Annotated in this window: 18 protein-coding genes; 9 read left to right on the top strand and 9 right to left on the bottom strand. The window is 71.3% G+C overall.

The genetic code is table 11. From position 1 onward, the window contains the following. Window positions 1-82: 82 nt before the first annotated feature. The 3 genes from ispF to BLW14_RS14255 form a co-directional block, all read right to left on the bottom strand. Window positions 83-601 carry a 2-C-methyl-D-erythritol 2,4-cyclodiphosphate synthase gene (ispF, locus tag BLW14_RS14245; RefSeq protein WP_093707682.1) on the bottom strand — a complete coding sequence of 173 codons (519 nt, stop codon included), beginning with the start codon at window positions 599-601 and terminating at the stop codon, window positions 83-85. Then, entirely contained in the window at window positions 591-1,337 is a 747-nt protein-coding gene (gene ispD / locus BLW14_RS14250) for a 2-C-methyl-D-erythritol 4-phosphate cytidylyltransferase (RefSeq protein ID WP_093707683.1), read from the bottom strand. The genes ispF and ispD overlap by 11 nt, the downstream gene beginning before the upstream one ends. Before the next feature lie 456 nt (window positions 1,338-1,793). Then, the gene (locus tag BLW14_RS14255) at window positions 1,794-2,276 is read right to left on the bottom strand and encodes a CarD family transcriptional regulator (RefSeq protein ID WP_006380568.1); all 483 of its coding nucleotides are present in this window, start codon (window positions 2,274-2,276) and stop codon (window positions 1,794-1,796) included. Window positions 2,277-2,888: 612 nt separating this feature from the next. Here BLW14_RS14255 and BLW14_RS14265 point away from each other — a divergent pair. Next, window positions 2,889-3,521, top strand: coding sequence for a DUF461 domain-containing protein (locus BLW14_RS14265; RefSeq protein ID WP_093707685.1), 633 nt, complete (start codon window positions 2,889-2,891; stop codon window positions 3,519-3,521). Between the two features lie 97 nt (window positions 3,522-3,618). Here BLW14_RS14265 and BLW14_RS14270 read toward each other — a convergent pair whose 3' ends face one another. Next, window positions 3,619-4,299, bottom strand: a complete 681-nt coding sequence (locus BLW14_RS14270; protein ID WP_018519642.1) for a two-component system response regulator PhoP — start codon at window positions 4,297-4,299, stop codon at window positions 3,619-3,621. Continuing rightward, window positions 4,296-5,570: a two-component system sensor histidine kinase PhoR gene (locus BLW14_RS14275; RefSeq protein WP_093707686.1), complete on the bottom strand. Its 1,275-nt coding sequence runs from the start codon at window positions 5,568-5,570 to the stop codon at window positions 4,296-4,298. The genes BLW14_RS14270 and BLW14_RS14275 overlap by 4 nt, the downstream gene beginning before the upstream one ends. 209 nt (window positions 5,571-5,779) lie before the next feature. Here BLW14_RS14275 and phoU point away from each other — a divergent pair, with 209 nt between their 5' ends. Together phoU and BLW14_RS34485 are read left to right on the top strand one after the other, a co-directional pair. Continuing rightward, window positions 5,780-6,457, top strand: a complete 678-nt coding sequence (phoU, locus tag BLW14_RS14280; RefSeq protein ID WP_093707687.1) for a phosphate signaling complex protein PhoU — start codon at window positions 5,780-5,782, stop codon at window positions 6,455-6,457. A 209-nt stretch (window positions 6,458-6,666) separates the two neighbouring features. Beyond that, window positions 6,667-6,816, top strand: a complete 150-nt coding sequence (locus BLW14_RS34485) for a hypothetical protein (RefSeq protein WP_165946332.1) — start codon at window positions 6,667-6,669, stop codon at window positions 6,814-6,816. Between the two features lie 35 nt (window positions 6,817-6,851). Here the strand turns inward: BLW14_RS34485 and BLW14_RS14285 are convergent, their stop codons facing one another. Next, window positions 6,852-8,210 (bottom strand): MDR family MFS transporter, encoded by a 1,359-nt coding sequence (locus tag BLW14_RS14285; protein WP_093707688.1) that lies wholly within the window; start codon window positions 8,208-8,210, stop codon window positions 6,852-6,854. A gap of 208 nt (window positions 8,211-8,418) precedes the next feature. Here BLW14_RS14285 and BLW14_RS14290 point away from each other — a divergent pair, with 208 nt between their 5' ends. The 4 genes from BLW14_RS14290 to BLW14_RS14305 all read left to right on the top strand — a co-directional run bounded on the left by BLW14_RS14290 (window position 8,419) and on the right by BLW14_RS14305 (window position 10,621). Then, complete coding sequence (locus BLW14_RS14290) at window positions 8,419-9,177, top strand: phosphoglyceromutase (RefSeq protein WP_093707689.1); 759 nt, start codon at window positions 8,419-8,421, stop codon at window positions 9,175-9,177. A gap of 97 nt (window positions 9,178-9,274) precedes the next feature. Next, a complete protein-coding gene (locus tag BLW14_RS14295) occupies window positions 9,275-10,075 on the top strand; it encodes a hypothetical protein (RefSeq protein ID WP_093707690.1) in 801 nt (266 codons plus the stop codon). 58 nt (window positions 10,076-10,133) lie between these two features. Next, window positions 10,134-10,382 (top strand): hypothetical protein, encoded by a 249-nt coding sequence (locus BLW14_RS14300; protein ID WP_018519649.1) that lies wholly within the window; start codon window positions 10,134-10,136, stop codon window positions 10,380-10,382. After that, window positions 10,379-10,621, top strand: coding sequence for a hypothetical protein (locus tag BLW14_RS14305; RefSeq protein ID WP_093707691.1), 243 nt, complete (start codon window positions 10,379-10,381; stop codon window positions 10,619-10,621). Before BLW14_RS14300 ends, BLW14_RS14305 begins: the two co-directional genes overlap by 4 nt. Window positions 10,622-10,640: 19 nt before the next feature. Here the strand turns inward: BLW14_RS14305 and BLW14_RS14310 are convergent, their stop codons facing one another. After that, entirely contained in the window at window positions 10,641-11,444 is an 804-nt protein-coding gene (locus tag BLW14_RS14310; RefSeq protein ID WP_093707692.1) for a hypothetical protein, read from the bottom strand. Between the two features lie 200 nt (window positions 11,445-11,644). Here BLW14_RS14310 and BLW14_RS14315 point away from each other — a divergent pair, with 200 nt between their 5' ends. Then, window positions 11,645-12,661: a phosphotransferase family protein gene (locus BLW14_RS14315; RefSeq protein WP_093707693.1), complete on the top strand. Its 1,017-nt coding sequence runs from the start codon at window positions 11,645-11,647 to the stop codon at window positions 12,659-12,661. 7 nt (window positions 12,662-12,668) lie between these two features. Here BLW14_RS14315 and BLW14_RS14320 read toward each other — a convergent pair whose 3' ends face one another. Further along, the gene (locus BLW14_RS14320) at window positions 12,669-13,193 is read right to left on the bottom strand and encodes a type III secretion system chaperone family protein (RefSeq protein ID WP_093707694.1); all 525 of its coding nucleotides are present in this window, start codon (window positions 13,191-13,193) and stop codon (window positions 12,669-12,671) included. 89 nt (window positions 13,194-13,282) lie between these two features. Continuing rightward, window positions 13,283-14,647, bottom strand: coding sequence for a D-inositol-3-phosphate glycosyltransferase (gene mshA, locus BLW14_RS14325; protein ID WP_093707695.1), 1,365 nt, complete (start codon window positions 14,645-14,647; stop codon window positions 13,283-13,285). Window positions 14,648-14,858: 211 nt separating this feature from the next. On the opposite strand from mshA, the gene BLW14_RS14330 reads away from it, so the two are divergent. After that, complete coding sequence (locus BLW14_RS14330; protein WP_093707696.1) at window positions 14,859-15,638, top strand: class I SAM-dependent methyltransferase; 780 nt, start codon at window positions 14,859-14,861, stop codon at window positions 15,636-15,638. Window positions 15,639-15,896 lie beyond the last annotated feature (258 nt).

Raw genomic sequence — 15,896 nt, forward strand, 5'->3', positions numbered from 1 at the left:
GGCCCGCACCAGTGCCCCGCGCCCCTGTGGATATTGCGGGCGCAGTTGTTACGAGGGCCGGTGCGGGCGTTCCCCGCGCGGGTCAGCCGGTGCGATATACGAGGGCGGTCGCGATACCCGCGATGCCCTCGCCGCGGCCGGTGAAGCCGAGGCCGTCGGAGGTGGCGGCGGACAGCGACACGGGGGCGCCGACGGCGTCGGACAGGACCCGCTGCGCCTCCTCGCGCCGCTTGCCGATCTTCGGGCGTACGCCGACGACCTGGACGGCCACGTTGCCGATCTCGAAGCCCGCCGCGCGGACGATGCGGGCGGCCTCGGTGAGGAGGGTGACCCCGGCGGCGCCTGACCACTCGGGGCGGCCGGTGCCGAAGTGCTGCCCCAGGTCGCCGAGACCGGCGGCGGAGAAGAGGGCGTTGCACGCGGCGTGGGCGACGACGTCGGCGTCGGAGTGGCCGGCCAGGCCGGGGCCCTCGCCGTCCCAGCGCAGACCGGCGCACCACAGCTCGCGGCCCTCTTCGAAGGCGTGGATGTCGGTGCCGATCCCGACGAGCGGGATGACGGGGGCGGGGCCCCGGGCTGGGCCGGGGTTCTCAGAAGCCATCGTTGGCCCTCCTGCGTGCGAGTACGGCCTCGGCCAGGACGAGGTCCAGCGGCCGGGTCACCTTGAAAGCCTCCTCGTGTCCGGGGACGACGACGACGGGCGCGCCGAGCTGTTCGACCATGCCCGCGTCGTCGGTCGCGCCCTCGCCGCTGACCGCGACCTCATCGTGCGCGCGGACGAGGGTGGCGCGGTCGAAGCCCTGCGGGGTCTGTACGGCCCTGAGCCGGGCGCGGGCCGGGGTGGAGAGCACCGGTTCGGGTGCGCCGGGGGGCCCGGGCTCGACCTCCTTGACGGTGTCGGCGAGCGGCAGGGCGGGGACGACGGCGAGGGCGCCGTCGCGGACGGCCTCGACGACCGCGTCCACGGTGTCGACGGGGACCAGGGGGCGGGCCGCGTCGTGGACGAGGACGGCGGAGATGGTGTCGGGGAGGGCGTCGAGGCCCCGCTTCACGGATTCCTGGCGGGTGTCGGCGCCGGGGACGACGAGGAAGTCGGTGCGCTCGGGCAGGGCGTGCTCGTCGAGGAGGTTGCGTACCTCGGCGGCACCGTCGGGCGGCGCGACGACGACGACCAGGGACACGTGCCGGGAGGCGGCCATGGCCCGTACGGCGTGGATGAGCATGGGCGTCCCGCCGAGCGCGCGGAGCGCTTTGGGGGCGCCGGGGCCGAGCCGTACGCCGCGGCCGGCCGCGGGGATCACGGCGGCCGTGCGGTAGGGACGCGGTTGTTCAGACATCGGTTGCACTCCGAGGCTTCGGCATGTTTGTGTCCACGGCCGACGTGGGTATGGCCACAAACGAGCCGGGCGCCGCGCCATGACTCGACCGGGACCCTTTCCGTGACCCCGGGCGGGTAGGTGCACGCCGCGGCCGCTCGGGGTCGGCCTCGCACGCCGGATTCAGCAAGATCGCGAGCAACGTACCAAGGACGTGTGACGGGGGATCATCGGCGGGCGCCGGGAAATCCGGCCGGATCTCGCCGTTGGTGGCTGAAACAGTATCCAGCCGGGTTGGCATATGGCTGGAATTCGCCGTTCGATTACGGTCCATCCGTACCGTTCGATGGTGTCCACAGGCCCGGACATGCCGCAGCGCCCGACGACACAGCGTGAATACGGCTGGTCAGCGGGCACCGCGGCACATTTTCCATGGCCGGTGCGAACCGGTCGTCAGGACGACCGGTGCCGTCCGGTTCAGGAGGCGAGGACCTCGTCGAGGAGCGCCTCGGCCTTGTCCTCATTGGTGTTCTCGGCGAGGGCCAGCTCGCTCACCAGGATCTGGCGGGCCTTGGCGAGCATCCGCTTCTCACCTGCGGAGAGTCCGCGCTCGCGCTCGCGGCGCCACAGGTCGCGCACCACTTCGGCGACCTTGATGACATCGCCGGAGGCGAGCTTCTCAAGATTTGCCTTGTAGCGCCGGGACCAGTTCGTCGGCTCCTCGGCATACGGTGCGCGCAGCACCTCGAAGACGCGGTCCAGCCCTTCCTGCCCGACTACGTCGCGCACACCCACGAACTCCGCATTGTCCGCCGGTACACGCACCGTCAAGTCGCCCTGAGCGACCTTGAGCACCAAGTAGGTCTTGTCCACGCCTTTGATCTGGCGAGTTTCGATAGCCTCGATCAGCGCGGCCCCGTGATGGGGATAGACCACGGTGTCGCCAACCTTGAACGTCATGTGACAGGTACCCCTTCCGTGGCTATCAAGCGTAACACGAGAATCGCCACTCCTGAATGGCGTTTTCGCAGGTCAGGGCATATCTCGGGGCTTGACAACTGCGACAGGGACGTGCTGCGGACGGCCCCGGGAAGACGGTATCCGCAGGTCGGAGCGGCTGTGCGGGGACGGAGAAACGCGGACGTTACACGCACTCCGCCTCGCTCCGAAGGAGCCGAACGTCCCGATTTGTCGGGTTCTGGTTGCTGAAGTTTCCGTAGCCCGTTCGGAGATGGATCACCCGTTCGGGCGTAACTGCCGATGGCCAATGAAATTGATCAACGTACGGCCGCGGCGGGGATTATGCACAATGAATGCGCCACCGTCCGTGAACAGCCACGAAGCACGGGGTGAACGCGCGGCCGGAATTTGATCAAGCGCGTTATGCGAAGCGCCCGCGAATGCGCGTACGCGGCCGGGGCCCGGGATCGCCGCTCCGTCAGGGGCGGGTCGGGTGCGGGGCGGCGAGGAGGGCTCGGTAACCTGACCGCTGACAGACCCTTAGGGCGGCTTTACACCACCCGCCCGACCCGTCCATATCACCGTCCGCTCGTTCAAGGAGTTGCCGCCGCCGTGAGCCGCAGCCTTCGACACGGCGCCCTCGCCGCCACTGCCATCGCGTTCTCGTTCGCCGCGCTCACCGCATGCGGTGCGGGCAATAACGCGCAGACGCTCGAAGTCAGGCCTGACAACGCCGCCACCTCGGCCGGCACGATCAAGATCCAGAACGTCAACGTCATCACCCAGCCCGAGCGCGACGCCAAGGGCCCGGCGGTCGTCTCCGCCACCGTGTTCAACACCGGCTCCAAGGCGGAGACCCTCGACTCCATCACCCTGACGGGCAGCAGCGGCTCCGTGCAGCTGAACCCCGCCAAGGGCTCGGGTCCGGTCGTCGTCCCGGCCGGCGGCCGGGTCGTCTTCGGCGGCAAGGGCAACGCCTCCGCCGTGATCGAGAACGGCGACGAGGCCACGCAGAACGGCAACGTGCAGCCCCTTGTCTTCAAGTTCAGCCGCACCGGCGAGGTCTCCCTGGGCGCCTCCGTCGTCCCGGCGGCCCACTACTTCAAGGGCTTCGGCCCCAGCGCGCTCCCGGAGACGCCGAAGACGCCGGACGCCTCGCCGTCCGGCTCCCCCTCCGGCTCCGCGTCGCCGAACAGCTCCGAGAGCCCGTCCGGCGAGGCGTCGCCCTCCTCCTCGGCGAGCTAGTCCGGCCGGCCCGGCTGAGCCGGGCCCGTACACACATGGCTGAGGCGCCTTCCCCGCCGGGGAGGCGCCTCAGCCATGTCGGACGTACGCGTACGGCCTACGGCTCGAACTTGTAGCCCAGACCGCGCACCGTCACCAGGAACCTGGGCGCGCCCGGGTCCGGCTCGATCTTGGCGCGCAGGCGCTTGACGTGGACGTCGAGGGTCTTGGTGTCGCCCACGTAGTCCGCGCCCCAGACCCGGTCGATGAGCTGCATCCGGGTCAGCACCCGGCCCGCGTTGCGCAGCAGCATCTCCAGCAGGTCGAACTCCTTGAGCGGCAGGTCGACCTTGCCGCCGGAGACCGTGACGACGTGCCGGTCCACGTCCATGCGGACCGGGCCGGCTTCCAGGGCCGCGGGGGCGACCTCCTCGGGCTCGCCGCGGCGGCGCAGCACCGCGCGGATGCGGGCGACGAGCTCGCGGGAGGAGAAGGGCTTGGTGACGTAGTCGTCGGCCCCTATCTCCAGGCCGACGACCTTGTCGATCTCGCTGTCCTTGGCGGTGACCATGATCACCGGCACGTTGGACCGGCTGCGCAGCTGGCGGCAGACCTCGGTGCCGGGGAGCCCGGGCAGCATCAGGTCGAGCAGTACGAGGTCGGCGCCGTTGCGCTCGAACTCGTCCAGGCCGTCGGGTCCGGTGGCCGCGATGGCGACCTCGAAGCCTTCCTTGCGGAGCATGTAGGACAGGACGTCGCTGAAGGATTCCTCATCCTCGACGACAAGCACTCGGGTCACGGAAGGGCCTCCGGGGCAGGGAAGGGTACGTAGGAGTCGGGGGTGGCGCCACGGTGGGACGCCTCGTCGCCGTTGACGATGAGCGGGCCGCCCGCCGTACGGTCGCGGTCGCGCGCGGAGCCCGCTTCGGGCAGCCGCAGGGTGAAGGTGGAGCCCTGTCCCTCCGAGCTCCACACGGTGACCTCCCCGCCGTGCGAGGCGGCCACGTGTTTGACGATGGCGAGGCCGAGGCCCGTGCCACCGGTGGCGCGCGAGCGGGCCGGGTCGACGCGGTAGAAGCGTTCGAAGACCCGTTCCCGGTCCTTCTCGGAGATGCCGATGCCCTGGTCGGTCACGGCGATCTCGATCTCGTCCCCGCCGGGCACGACCACACGGCGGGCGGCGATGCCGACGCGGGTTCCTGCGGGGCTGTAGTTGACGGCGTTCTCGACGAGGTTGCCGAGAGCGGCGGCCAGCTGGCCGCGGTTTCCCCATATCCGCAGGTCGGCGGTGCCGCCGGCGGCCATGGTGATCTGCTTGGAGCCGGCCTGCTGGCGGCAGCGGTCGATGGCCTCGGCGACCAGTTCGTCGACGCGGACGGGCTCGGCGTCCTCCAGCGGGTCGTCGTTCTGCACCCGGGAGAGGTCGATGAGCTCCTGGACGAGGTTGGTGAGCCGGGTCGCCTCGATCTGCATACGGCGGGCGAAGTGCTCCACCGCCTCCTGGTCGTCGGAGGCGTCGAGCACGGCTTCCGAGAGCAGGGACAGGGCGCCGGTCGGGGTCTTGAGCTCATGGCTGACGTTGGCGACGAAGTCGCGCCTGACCGCCTCGATGCGACGGGCCTCGGTGAGGTCCTCGACGAGCAGCAGGACCAGCCGGGAGCCGAGCGGGGCGACCCGGGCGGAGACGGCCAGCGCCTCGCCCCGGCCCGTGCCGCGGCGCGGGAGGTCCAGTTCGACCTGGCGTATCTCGCCGTCGCGGCGGGTGTCCCGCGCCATGTTGAGCATCGGCTCGACGGCGAGGCGGCCGCCCCGGACGAGCCCCAGCGCGTACGCGGCGGAGCTGGCCTTGACGACGCTGTCGCTCTCGTCGAGCACGACCGCGGAGGAGCTGAGCACGGACAGGACCGTGTCGACGCCCGGGGGGAGCGGGGCGTTGCTGTCGGGCCGCGGGGAGATGCGCGTCGGCTTCTTCTGGTCGCGCTCGCTCCAGCGGAACGCCAGCATGGCGATCACACCGGTTCCGACACCGGCGATCGCGGCAGCTGCGGCGACCGCCGCGTTCACGTCCATGTGCCCAGGTTATGCGGCACCTCGGACACACTCCCAGCGGTGCGGGCGCCTCCTCGGCCACTCGTCGCCCAGAGTTCACCGAGGGGCAAGCGACGGTTCACTTGGCCGGTCGGAATCCGACGCGTACGCCGGTCACGGTGGCGTCGTGGGGTTCGGAGCCGGTCGTCGGCGGGCCCCGGCCTCGGTCAAGGACTGGAGAGGGACATCCCATGCGTGACGCGTACCACGAGGAACTCGACTCGATCGGAGAGGACCTGGTCGAGATGGCCAGGCTCGTCGGGTCGGCGATAGGCCGGGCGACGACGTCGATGCTCGACGCCGATCTCAAGCTCGCGGAGTCGGTGATCGCCGCCGATCAGAAGGTGGACGACCTCCAGCACGAGCTGGAGGCGCGGGCCATCGCCCTGCTGGCGCGCCAGCAGCCGGTGGCGACGGATCTGCGGATCGTGGTGACGTCGCTGCGGATGAGCGCGGACCTGGAGCGCTCGGGCGACCTGGCGCAGCACGTCGCGAAGCTGGCCCGGCTGCGGTTCCCGCAGTCCGCGGTCCCGCACGACCTGCACGCCACGATCCTGGAGATGGGGCAGCTCGCGCAGCGCCTGATGGCGAAGGCGGCGGAGGTGATCGTCACCAAGGACGTCGACCTGGCGCTCCAGCTGGAGCAGGACGACGACGAGATGGACCTGCTGCACCGCGCGCTGTTCCGGCACCTGATGGACGACCGCTGGAAGCACGGCATCGAGACGGCCGTCGACGTGACGCTGCTCGGCCGCTACTACGAGCGGTTCGCCGACCACGCGGTGTCGGTGGCCAAGCGGGTGGTCTACCTGGTGACGGGCGAGCACGCCGACGAGATCCAGCAGCCCACCCCGGTGGACGGGGCTTGAGAGGATCCCTGCGCGGGAAGGGCGGGGCGCGGGACGGTGAGGCGCACGCCCGCGCGCACGGCTCGCACATGCGTTCCTGCGCGTGTGCGCCGTTGATGCGCCCGTCCGGGTGGGCATGCAATGGGGTGGGGCGGCACGACCTGTCCGTACGCCCCGGTCGCGGGCCCCGTGCGGGCGTGCGGCCCTGTCGTACGCCTTGAGGAGGAACCATGGCCGATTCCCCCATGACCGAACCCGAGCAGGAGGCCCCCGTCGAGGTGGTGCACCTGACCGTGCTGGGCGCCTGCGGCTGCGGCTCGGGCTGCGGGTGCGGCTGCCAGTCCGGTGCGCCGTGCCAGTGCGGGGGCTGCTCGGGCTGACGCCTGACCGGTCGCGAGCCGTTGGGCCGTACGGGTTACGAGGGCGACGCCTCCGCCTTCGTGACCCGTACGCCGGTGTCCTGCGGGGCCACCGGGGCGGTCTCCGTCGCCGCGGCGATCTCCGTCGCGGCGATCGCCTGCGCCACGGAGGGCTCCTTCGTCGCGTCCGTCCCCGCCGGCAGGCCGCGCATCAGCAGCCAGTAGCCGGCGGCGGCCACGGTGCCCAGCAGCGCGCAGGTCGCCCAGAGCCACCCGGCGCCGAAGTGGTCGATGACCACGCCGGACATCAGGGGGGCGACGAGCGCGGCGGCCGACCAGGACAGGGTGTACATGCCCTGGTAGCGGCCCCGGCCGTGCGCCGGGGAGAGCTGGACGACCAGGCCGTTCTGCACGGGCGCGTTGATGATCTCGGCGACGGTCCACACGCAGATCGTCAGCGCGTACACCCCGACCGAGCCGGCGAAGGCGGTCAGCCCGAAGCCGTACCCCGCGAACACCGAGGAGACGACGAGCAGCCGACGCGGGTCTCGGCCCTGGATGAACCGGGTGACGGGGATCTGGAGCGCGACGATGAGGACGCCGTTGACCGCGATCGCCGTACCGAAGTCGGAGCTGCTGAGCCCGTCGGCGCCCATGGCCACCGGCAGGCCCACGTAACCCTGCTGGAAGATGAGCGCGATCACGAACGACAGGCCGACGACGCCCATGAACCGGCCGTCGCGCAGCACGGTGGAGAGCCGTACGCCGTCGTCGGACGGGACACCGCCCGCCGTGGGCGCGCCCGGCCGCTCCGGACGGGACTCCGGCACCTTCAGGAAGACCACGATCGCGCAGACCAGGGTCATCGCGGCCTCGCCGAGGAAGCCCGCGAGGTAGCTGTACTCGGCGACGAACCCGGCGCCGGCCGAGGAGACCGCGAAACCGAGGTTGATGGCCCAGTAGTTGAGCGAGAAGGCCCGCACCCGGTCCTCGGCGGGGACGATGTCGGCGATCATCGCCTGGACCGCCGGGCGCGAGGCGTTGCTCGCCATGCCGACGAGGAAGGCGACGCCTGCGATGGCCACCGGATGCGACATGAACCCGAGCACGGCGACCGCCGCGGCGGTGGAGAGCTGGGCGGCGAGCATCGTGGGCCGCCGCCCGAAACGGTCCGTCATCACCCCGGCCCCGAGCGAGGAGACGACCCCGCCGAGGCCGTGCAGGGCGGCGACCAGACCGGCGTACGAGGCGGAGTAGCCGCGGTCCAGGGTCAGGTAGAGGGCCATGAAGGTGGCGACGAACGCCCCGAGGCGGTTGACCAGCGTGCTGGTCCACAGCCACCAGAACTCCCTGGGGAGACCGGAGACCGTTTCCCTGGTGGCCCGGGTGGCCCGTCCGAGACCGGTGGCAGACATACGGGTTCCCCCCAGGGACGTACGACGGATGACGCCGGGGAGGTAAGCGGCCCACCGGCGATCCGAACATTACGAATCCGCGGGGCTCCGCTGCCACTCAATTGACGGTCCCCGTCAAACGTCGGAGAGAGCCCCACCGCCCCGCCCGGCCTGTCCGCCCTGTGACCGGTCGCGCGCCGCTCGGACGGGTTCGATTACGCTCGGACTCATGGCCGACGCACCGTACAAGCTGATCCTCCTCCGCCACGGCGAGAGCGAATGGAACGCGAAGAACCTGTTCACCGGTTGGGTGGACGTCAACCTCACCGAGAAGGGCGAGAAGGAGGCGGTCCGCGGCGGTGAGCTGCTGAAGGACGCCGGCCTGCTCCCCGACGTGCTGCACACCTCGCTCCAGAAGCGCGCCATCCGCACCGCCCAGCTCGCGCTGGAGGCCGCGGACCGCCACTGGATCCCCGTCCACCGCTCCTGGCGGCTGAACGAGCGCCACTACGGCGCCCTCCAGGGCAAGGACAAGGCCCAGACGCTCGCCGAGTTCGGCGAGGAGCAGTTCATGCTCTGGCGCCGCTCGTACGACACCCCGCCGCCCCCGCTGGAGGACGGCACCGAGTTCTCCCAGAGCGACGACGCGCGTTACGCGACGATCCCGCCGGAGCTGCGCCCGCGCACGGAGTGCCTCAAGGACGTCGTCACCCGCATGCTGCCGTACTGGTACGACAGCATCGTCCCGGACCTCCTGACCGGCCGCACGGTCCTGGTCGCCGCCCACGGCAACAGCCTCCGCGCCCTGGTCAAGCACCTCGACGGCGTCTCCGACGCCGACATCGCGGGCCTGAACATCCCCACGGGCATCCCGCTCACCTACGAGCTCGACGCGGACTTCCGCCCCCTGAACCCGGGCGGCACCTACCTCGACGCGGACGCCGCCCAGGCGGCCATCGAGGCCGTGAAGAACCAGGGCAAGAAGTAGCACCCGCCCCCGAGAAGGCCCCCGACCTGCACCGTCAGGCGGGGGCCTTCTCGCGTGGTACTGCGGAGCACCGGCTTCCTCGCATAGGTTCGGCCCCGTGCCCGAACAGACGGCCGATCACCGGTCCACCATCGAAGCGATCCTCGACAACTGCCGCCGCTCGACGCTGCCGTATCAGCAGGCCCACCGCGGGGATTCCTTCGGGACGGCGTTCTGGTTCAACGATCTGGTGTCCGAGGACGACGACAGCGAGACGTACGTGCGGTACCTCATGACCGCGGGGGCGTCGACCCGGTACGACCTCGCCGAGATACGGCTGCGGCCCGAGCTGTCGGACACGCCCATGAGCGCGAACGGCCTGATGATGCCGCGGTTCCAGGAAGGCTGGATACCGCTCGGCGACTCCGGCGTCTCGGTCCTGCCCGCCGCCGTGCTGCACGCGCTCGCGCGGCGGAAGAAGTGGGCGTGGGCGACCGACGAGATCACCGACGGCATCGCCGCGAAGCCGGAGGACATCGCACTGCTGGACGACGGTCCCTTGCCGGCGTACGCGCTGGGCCACGACGTGGGGCCGGACCGCACGCAGCGCGAACAGGCCGTGGTCATCGGGGAAGTCGCGCGCAGCGGTGACGGCCGTGAGTTCGTATGGCACGGGCACGCACCCCAAGGATGCGCCGGGGCGCCGGTCTTCGTCGGGCTCCACCTGGCGGACCGCAGCTTCAAGCTCGTGTGTCTCGGTGTGCTGTTGCCCGCCGAAGGCGAAGGCGAGACGACGCGTCATCCCGTGGCTACCTTCGATCACATACGTACAGCCGTACGGGATCTGTCGCAGCGACCCGCTGACGACGCCGATGTCGCGGCGCCCGCCCCGACCCGGTGGTGGCGCAGGCGGAAGTGACGCCCGTCACCCCGCCCCCGTACCCTGACCCCACGCGGGGAAGAGCGGGAGGGCGGTCATGGGTGAGCCGTTGAAGACCTTTGTCGGGGGTGCCGAGGTCGAGGTGCCCAACAGCATTCCGGCGATCCGTGACGCATTGCCCGAGGAGCGGCGGGCGGAGTTCGAGCGGGCGATCAACGAGGCCGGGGTGCACGAGATCCAGGCCGTGATGCGGCACTGGATGCTGGAGGCCGTGCCCGATCCGGAGGCCGAACGGATCCTGGACCGGCTGGCGCGCGACGAGGCCGAGAGGCGGAGCGTCGCTTGAGCTTCCGGATCTCCTACGCGCCGCCCGCCGACGACACCCTGGCCAAGATGGGGGACGGTGACACCTTCCGGGACCGGATGGCGGTGACCCTGGGAGTCGAGCCGTACGGGCACGGGTCGACCGCCGTGAAGGGGGAGCACGATCGCCGTGAGGCGACGGTAGCCGGGGCGATCGTGCTCTACTACGTCTCCGGATCGGTCCTGACCGTCACCGTCGTACGGCTCGTCCCGCTGCCCTGACTCCGGGTCAGGCTCCGGGTCAGGCGAGCTTCTTCGCCTGTGCGCCGATCACCGCGGTCGGCAGGTCGTAGTCGCCGCCACCGTCCATGGCTGCGAGGTTCATCGAGCTGAACGAGGCGAGCGTGGTGCCCTGGCGCAGAGCGGTGAGCTTGAAGGTCATCTTGTCGCCGCCCGACTCCACGCCCACGGTCCAGGCCGCCGCCTCCTCGCCGCCCTCGACCTGCTCCTCGGTGATCTTGGTGACCTTCTGCTTGTCCCCGGCGACGGTGAGCGCGAAGCCGCCCGCGCACTCCGTCGCGGCGGTGCGCAGCGAGGCCAGCGCCTCCTCGGCGCCCTTGCCGTCGTACGAGGCGAGCGTGGTCAGCGTGGTCGTGATGTCGAAGGCGGCCTTGAACGCCTCCTCCGGGTCCGCGGTGTCCTTGTCCGCGCCCTTCTTCGGCTCACTGGCCGCCTTGCGCTGCGTGGAGGCCGCGGGCGAACCGGCCTTGGCGCCCATCAGCAGGTCGCCGAAGACGTCGCAGGCGGCCTTGTCCGCGGTCACGTCCTTGGCGTCGACCGCGTCGGCCGGACCCGCCTTGGTGATCTTGTGACCCTTGACGTCGCCCTGCGCCAGCGAGACCTTCTCCAGCTCGGCCGCGGACAGCGCCTTCGCGGACGCCTGGTCGGCGCCCTTGTCCGCGCCCTTCTCGGACGGCTGGGCCGAGGAGCCGGCCGCCTTGCCGCCGTCCTTGTCGTCGCCGTCCGAACCACAGGCCGCGGTGAGCAGGGCCAGGGACATCACAGTGGCGGCAACGGCGGTACGGCGTATGGCAGTGGGTCGCATGGCCCGTCCTTCTGTCTCAAAGTGTTTCGCCCGCACGAGAGCAGCCCCGCCGGGTTCGGCGCGGCTGTGAATGGGGGTGCGTGGGGGTGATCCAACTCTATGAGCCCGCTGTGGTTCAGCAAACCTTTACCGTGGGCATCGCAGGTGATCGTGACGACGTCGTGATCACTTCGCGCACACGGTTCAGGGGGAGGCAGTCCGTGGCGATCGATTCCGTTCTCTCCGATGTGCTGGGCTCATTGGGCATACCACCCGACGCGGTCGCCTCACGCGAACCGCTCACCGGGGGCACGTACAACGCCGTCACCCGCGTCCGCCTGACGGACGGCCGGGAGTGGGTGGTGAAGACGCCGCCTCCGAACTCCGGGGTGTGCCTGTCGTACGAACACGACCTGCTCGTCAACGAGGTGACGTACTACGACGCCTGCGCCTCGCTCGCCGAGGAGACCGCCGTGCCCGCCGTGGTACGCGCCGAGCCGGCCCCGGCCGCTCCCGCGGGGGCGTACGTGGTCATGACCGCGCGCCCGGGACAGCCCTGGCACGAGCTGACCGGTGCGATGGCCGACGGCGAGGAGGCGCGGCTGCGCACCGCGCTCGGGCGGATCGTCGGCCGGCTGCACGGCGTGCCCTCGCCGGGCGGGTTCGGCTACCCCTCGGGCGCGCTCGGTCCGCTCGCGCCCACCTGGCGGGAGGCGTTCACGGGGATGACGGACGCGGTCCTGGACGACGCGCGGAGGTACGCGGCGCGGCTGCCCCGTACTGCGGCGGACATCGGTGCCGTGCTCGGCGCGGTCTCGTACGTGCTGGACGACGTGACCCGGCCCGCGCTGGTCCACTTCGACCTGTGGCAGGGGAACATCCTGGTCACCGGCGGTCCCGGGGAACGCCGGGTGGGCGGGGTCATCGACGGGGAGCGGATGTTCTGGGGCGACCCGGCCGCCGACTTCGTCTCGCTCGCCCTGTTCGGGGACATCGCGGACGACAAGGACTTCCTCGCCGGGTACGGGGAGGCGGCGCCGGGCGGTCCGGTGGAGTTCGACGGCTCGCTGCGGCTGCGGCTCGCGCTCTACCGGGCGTATCTGTATCTGATCATGCTGGTGGAGACCGTGCCGCGCTCCACGTCCGGAGACCGGCTGGAGTGGACCTGGAACGAGGTCGCGCCCCGCCTGGAGGCCGCGCTGACGGAGATCGAGTCCGCGCCGCGCGGGCGGGAGTGACGCGGGATCAGCTCTCGGTACGCCTGGTCAGGTGCGCGAAGGCGTCGAGGTTACGGGTGGACTCGCCGCGGGACACCCGCCAGGCGTACTCCTTGCGGATCGCGGTCGCGAAACCGATCTCCAGCAGGGAGTTGAAGGCTCCGTCGGCGGCCTCCAGTACGGAGCCGAGCAGCCGGTCCACCTCTTCGGGCGTCACCACGGAGAGCGGCAGCTTGCCGGTGAGGTAGATGTCCCCGAGCGGGTCGATGGCGTAACTCACGCCGAACAGGCGCAGGTTGCGCTCCAGCAGCCAGCGGTGCACCGCCGCGTCGTTCTCGTCCGGGTGCCGGATGACGAACGCGTTGAGCGAGAGGCTGTGGGCGCCCACGATCAGGGAGCAGGTGGTGGCGAGCTTCCGGGTGCCGGGGAGCTGGACGACGTAATTGCCCGGCGCGGGGCTCTCCCAGTCGAGCCCGGCATCCGCGAGGGCCGCTTCGAGGACCTGGGCGGCCCGGGTGACCTCGTTCTTCGCCGGTACGGGTGCGTCAGCCATGTTTCGAGCGTACGTCAGCCGGTAAGGGCGCGCGGTCCGGGGCGGGGGCGCGCGGTTTCACCTGTGCCGGGTGCGGGAAGGGCGCGAGGTCACACGTGGCGGGTGCGGGTCCGCCTGCGGTGTTCCTGGATCGCCTCCGTGTACACCTCGGCGGTGGCGGCCGCCGCCGTGTCCCAGCCGAACCGCTGGGCGTGCTCCGCCGCCGCCCCGCCCATCCGGGCGACGAGCTCGGGCGCCGCGGCGAACCGCTCCAGCGCCTGCGCGTACGCCGCCGGGTCGTGCCCCGGGACGAGAAAGCCGCTGACCCCGTCGCGCACGGCCACCGGGAGGCCGCCCACGGCCGCCGCGACGACCGGCGTCCCGGCCGCCTGGGCCTCGACCGCGACCAGGCCGAAGGACTCGCTGTAGGAGGGCATGACCAGCACGGACGCGGCCCGGAACCAGTCGGCGAGCTGGTCCTGCCCGACCGGCGGGTGGAACCGTACGACGTCCGCGATGCCCAGCCGGGCCGCGAGCTTCTGAAGCCCCTCCGGCTTGGCGAGGCCGCTGCCGCTGGGGCCGCCGACGACGGGCACGACGATCCGTGAGCGGAGCGACGGGTCGCGGTCGAGCAGCACGGCGACGGCGCGCAGCAGCACGTCCGGGGCCTTCAGCGGCTGTATGCGGCCGGCGAAGAGGGGGATCAGCGCGTCCTGCGGCAGACCCAGGCGGTCGCGGGCGGCGGCGCGGCCGTCGGCGGGGCGGAAGCGGTCGAGGTTGACCCCGGGGTGGACGACCGCGACGGCGTGCGGATCGGCGTCGTAGAAGCGGACGAGCTCGTCGGCCTCCTCGGCGGTGTTCGCGATCAGCCGGTCGGCCGCGTCGACGATCTGTGTCTCGCCGATGACCCGGGCGGCGGGCTCGGGGGTGTCGCCCTCGGCGAGCGCGGCATTCTTGACCTTGGCCATGGTGTGCATGGCGTGCACGAGGGGAACGCCCCAGCGCTGCGCGGCGAGCCAGCCTACGTGTCCGGAGAGCCAGTAGTGGGAATGGACGAGGTCGTAGTAGCCGGGGCGCTGGCCGGCCCACGCCTGCATCACGCCGTGCGTGAAGGCGCAGAGCTGGGCGGGCAGCTCCTCCTTGGCCAGGCCCTCGTACGGTCCCGCGTCGACGTGCCGGACGAGGACGCCGGGCGCCAGCTCCACGGCGGCGGGCAGGCCGCCGGTGGTGGAGCGCGTGAAGATCTCGACCTCGATGTTGATGGCCGCGAGCCGCTTGGCCAGCTCCACGATGTACACGTTCATGCCACCGGCGTCGCCCGTCCCCGGCTGGTGCAGCGGGGAGGTGTGCACGGAGAGCATCGCGATGCGGCGGGGCCTGCGGTGACCGGCGGTGAAGGAGCCGGTGAGTCCTGCGGGGAACCTGAGACGCGGTGCGCCACGACTGCTGCCGAGCCGAGAGACGTACTGGGTCACGTCGTCCGTCCTCCTCGCTGGGCCCCGGTGCCGGCATGGTTCACGGCATGGCACCGAAGGGGCGCACGGTCCCTTCGAAGGTGGGGAACAGCGGAATCCCTCCTTTCATTTCCGCTTTGCCAAATCATTACGGTGTACACGCGGCGTGTCGTCACGATGCTCTGCTGCCCGCCCTGCGCCCGCATCCGCCCGGATCGTTACGCTCTGTGTCATGCGCCCGATCGGCACCGCGACCCGCGGGACCACCAACCCGAACCGGCTGCGCCGCATGGACCGCTGGATCGCCGCCACGCACGGCCCCGCCCTGCGCCGCGCCGACTCCCCCGTCGCCGTCGACCTCGGTTACGGCGCCGCCCCCTGGACCGCCGTCGAGCTGCTGGAGCGCCTGCGCACCGCCGAGCCGCGCACGACGGTGGTCGGAATCGAGATCTCCCCCGAGCGGGTGGCCGCCGCGCAGCCGTACGTGCGCGACGGCCTCACCTTCCGGCACGGCGGCTTCGAGATCCCGCTGCCGGAACGGCCGGTGCTGATCCGCGCGGCGAACGTGCTGCGCCAGTACGACGAGGCCGAGGTGGCGGCCGTCTGGCAGCGGCTGTGCGACCGGCTGACCCCGGACGGACTGCTGGTGGAGGGCACCTGCGACGAGATCGGGCGCCGGCACGTGTGGGTGGCCCTGGGGCCGGAGGGGCCGCGCACGGTGACGTTCGCGACCCGGCTCGGCTCGCTGGACCGCCCGTCCGATCTCGCCGAGCGGCTGCCGAAGGCACTGATCCACCGCAATGTCCCGGGCGAGCGGGTGCACGCGTTCCTGCGCGACTTCGACCGCGCGTGGGCGGCCGCGGCGCCGTACGCGTCACTGGGTGCCCGGCAGCGCTGGATCACGGCGGTGCGGGCGCTGTCCGGCGACTGGCCGCTGACGGACGGGGTACGTCGGTGGCGCCAGGGCGAGGTCACGGTGGAGTGGGCGGCGCTGAAGCCCGGGGGGTCGTGAGGGGGCGCGTATCCGCGATGCCACGGTGCGCCCCCGTCGCACCGGGATTCACCCGTTCGGTGGGAACGGCGGACTGGCACCGTTCGTCGGAGTCTGTGGAGCACCGATGGGGTGGGGTTGGCGGGGAGTGACGAATCAGCGAAGTGGTGCCCGTAGGCCGGGATGTGTCTGCCTCTGTTGCTTTTCGGTACGGCATGGCACGATCTCGTCGAGACCACATGTTACTGACGGTTAATCAGATTGTTGGGACTGCTCGAA

It is taken from the genome of Streptomyces sp. 2131.1, from assembly GCF_900105515.1.
Lineage (GTDB): Bacteria > Actinomycetota > Actinomycetes > Streptomycetales > Streptomycetaceae > Streptomyces > Streptomyces drozdowiczii.

What these genes read in the sequence shown, in the direction of transcription:
- ispF (WP_093707682.1), bottom strand. Translation starts at nt 601, where the DNA reads ATGGCTTCTGAGAACCCCGGCCCAGCCCGGGGCCCCGCCCCCGTCATC.
- ispD (WP_093707683.1), bottom strand. Translation starts at nt 1,337, where the DNA reads ATGTCTGAACAACCGCGTCCCTACCGCACGGCCGCCGTGATCCCCGCG.
- BLW14_RS14255 (WP_006380568.1), bottom strand. Translation starts at nt 2,276, where the DNA reads ATGACGTTCAAGGTTGGCGACACCGTGGTCTATCCCCATCACGGGGCC.
- BLW14_RS14275 (WP_093707686.1), bottom strand. Translation starts at nt 5,570, where the DNA reads ATGGACGTGAACGCGGCGGTCGCCGCAGCTGCCGCGATCGCCGGTGTC.
- phoU (WP_093707687.1), top strand. Translation starts at nt 5,780, where the DNA reads ATGCGTGACGCGTACCACGAGGAACTCGACTCGATCGGAGAGGACCTG.
- BLW14_RS34485 (WP_165946332.1), top strand. Translation starts at nt 6,667, where the DNA reads ATGGCCGATTCCCCCATGACCGAACCCGAGCAGGAGGCCCCCGTCGAG.
- BLW14_RS14285 (WP_093707688.1), bottom strand. Translation starts at nt 8,210, where the DNA reads ATGTCTGCCACCGGTCTCGGACGGGCCACCCGGGCCACCAGGGAAACG.
- BLW14_RS14290 (WP_093707689.1), top strand. Translation starts at nt 8,419, where the DNA reads ATGGCCGACGCACCGTACAAGCTGATCCTCCTCCGCCACGGCGAGAGC.
- BLW14_RS14300 (WP_018519649.1), top strand. Translation starts at nt 10,134, where the DNA reads ATGGGTGAGCCGTTGAAGACCTTTGTCGGGGGTGCCGAGGTCGAGGTG.
- BLW14_RS14310 (WP_093707692.1), bottom strand. Translation starts at nt 11,444, where the DNA reads ATGCGACCCACTGCCATACGCCGTACCGCCGTTGCCGCCACTGTGATG.
- BLW14_RS14320 (WP_093707694.1), bottom strand. Translation starts at nt 13,193, where the DNA reads ATGGCTGACGCACCCGTACCGGCGAAGAACGAGGTCACCCGGGCCGCC.
- BLW14_RS14330 (WP_093707696.1), top strand. Translation starts at nt 14,859, where the DNA reads ATGCGCCCGATCGGCACCGCGACCCGCGGGACCACCAACCCGAACCGG.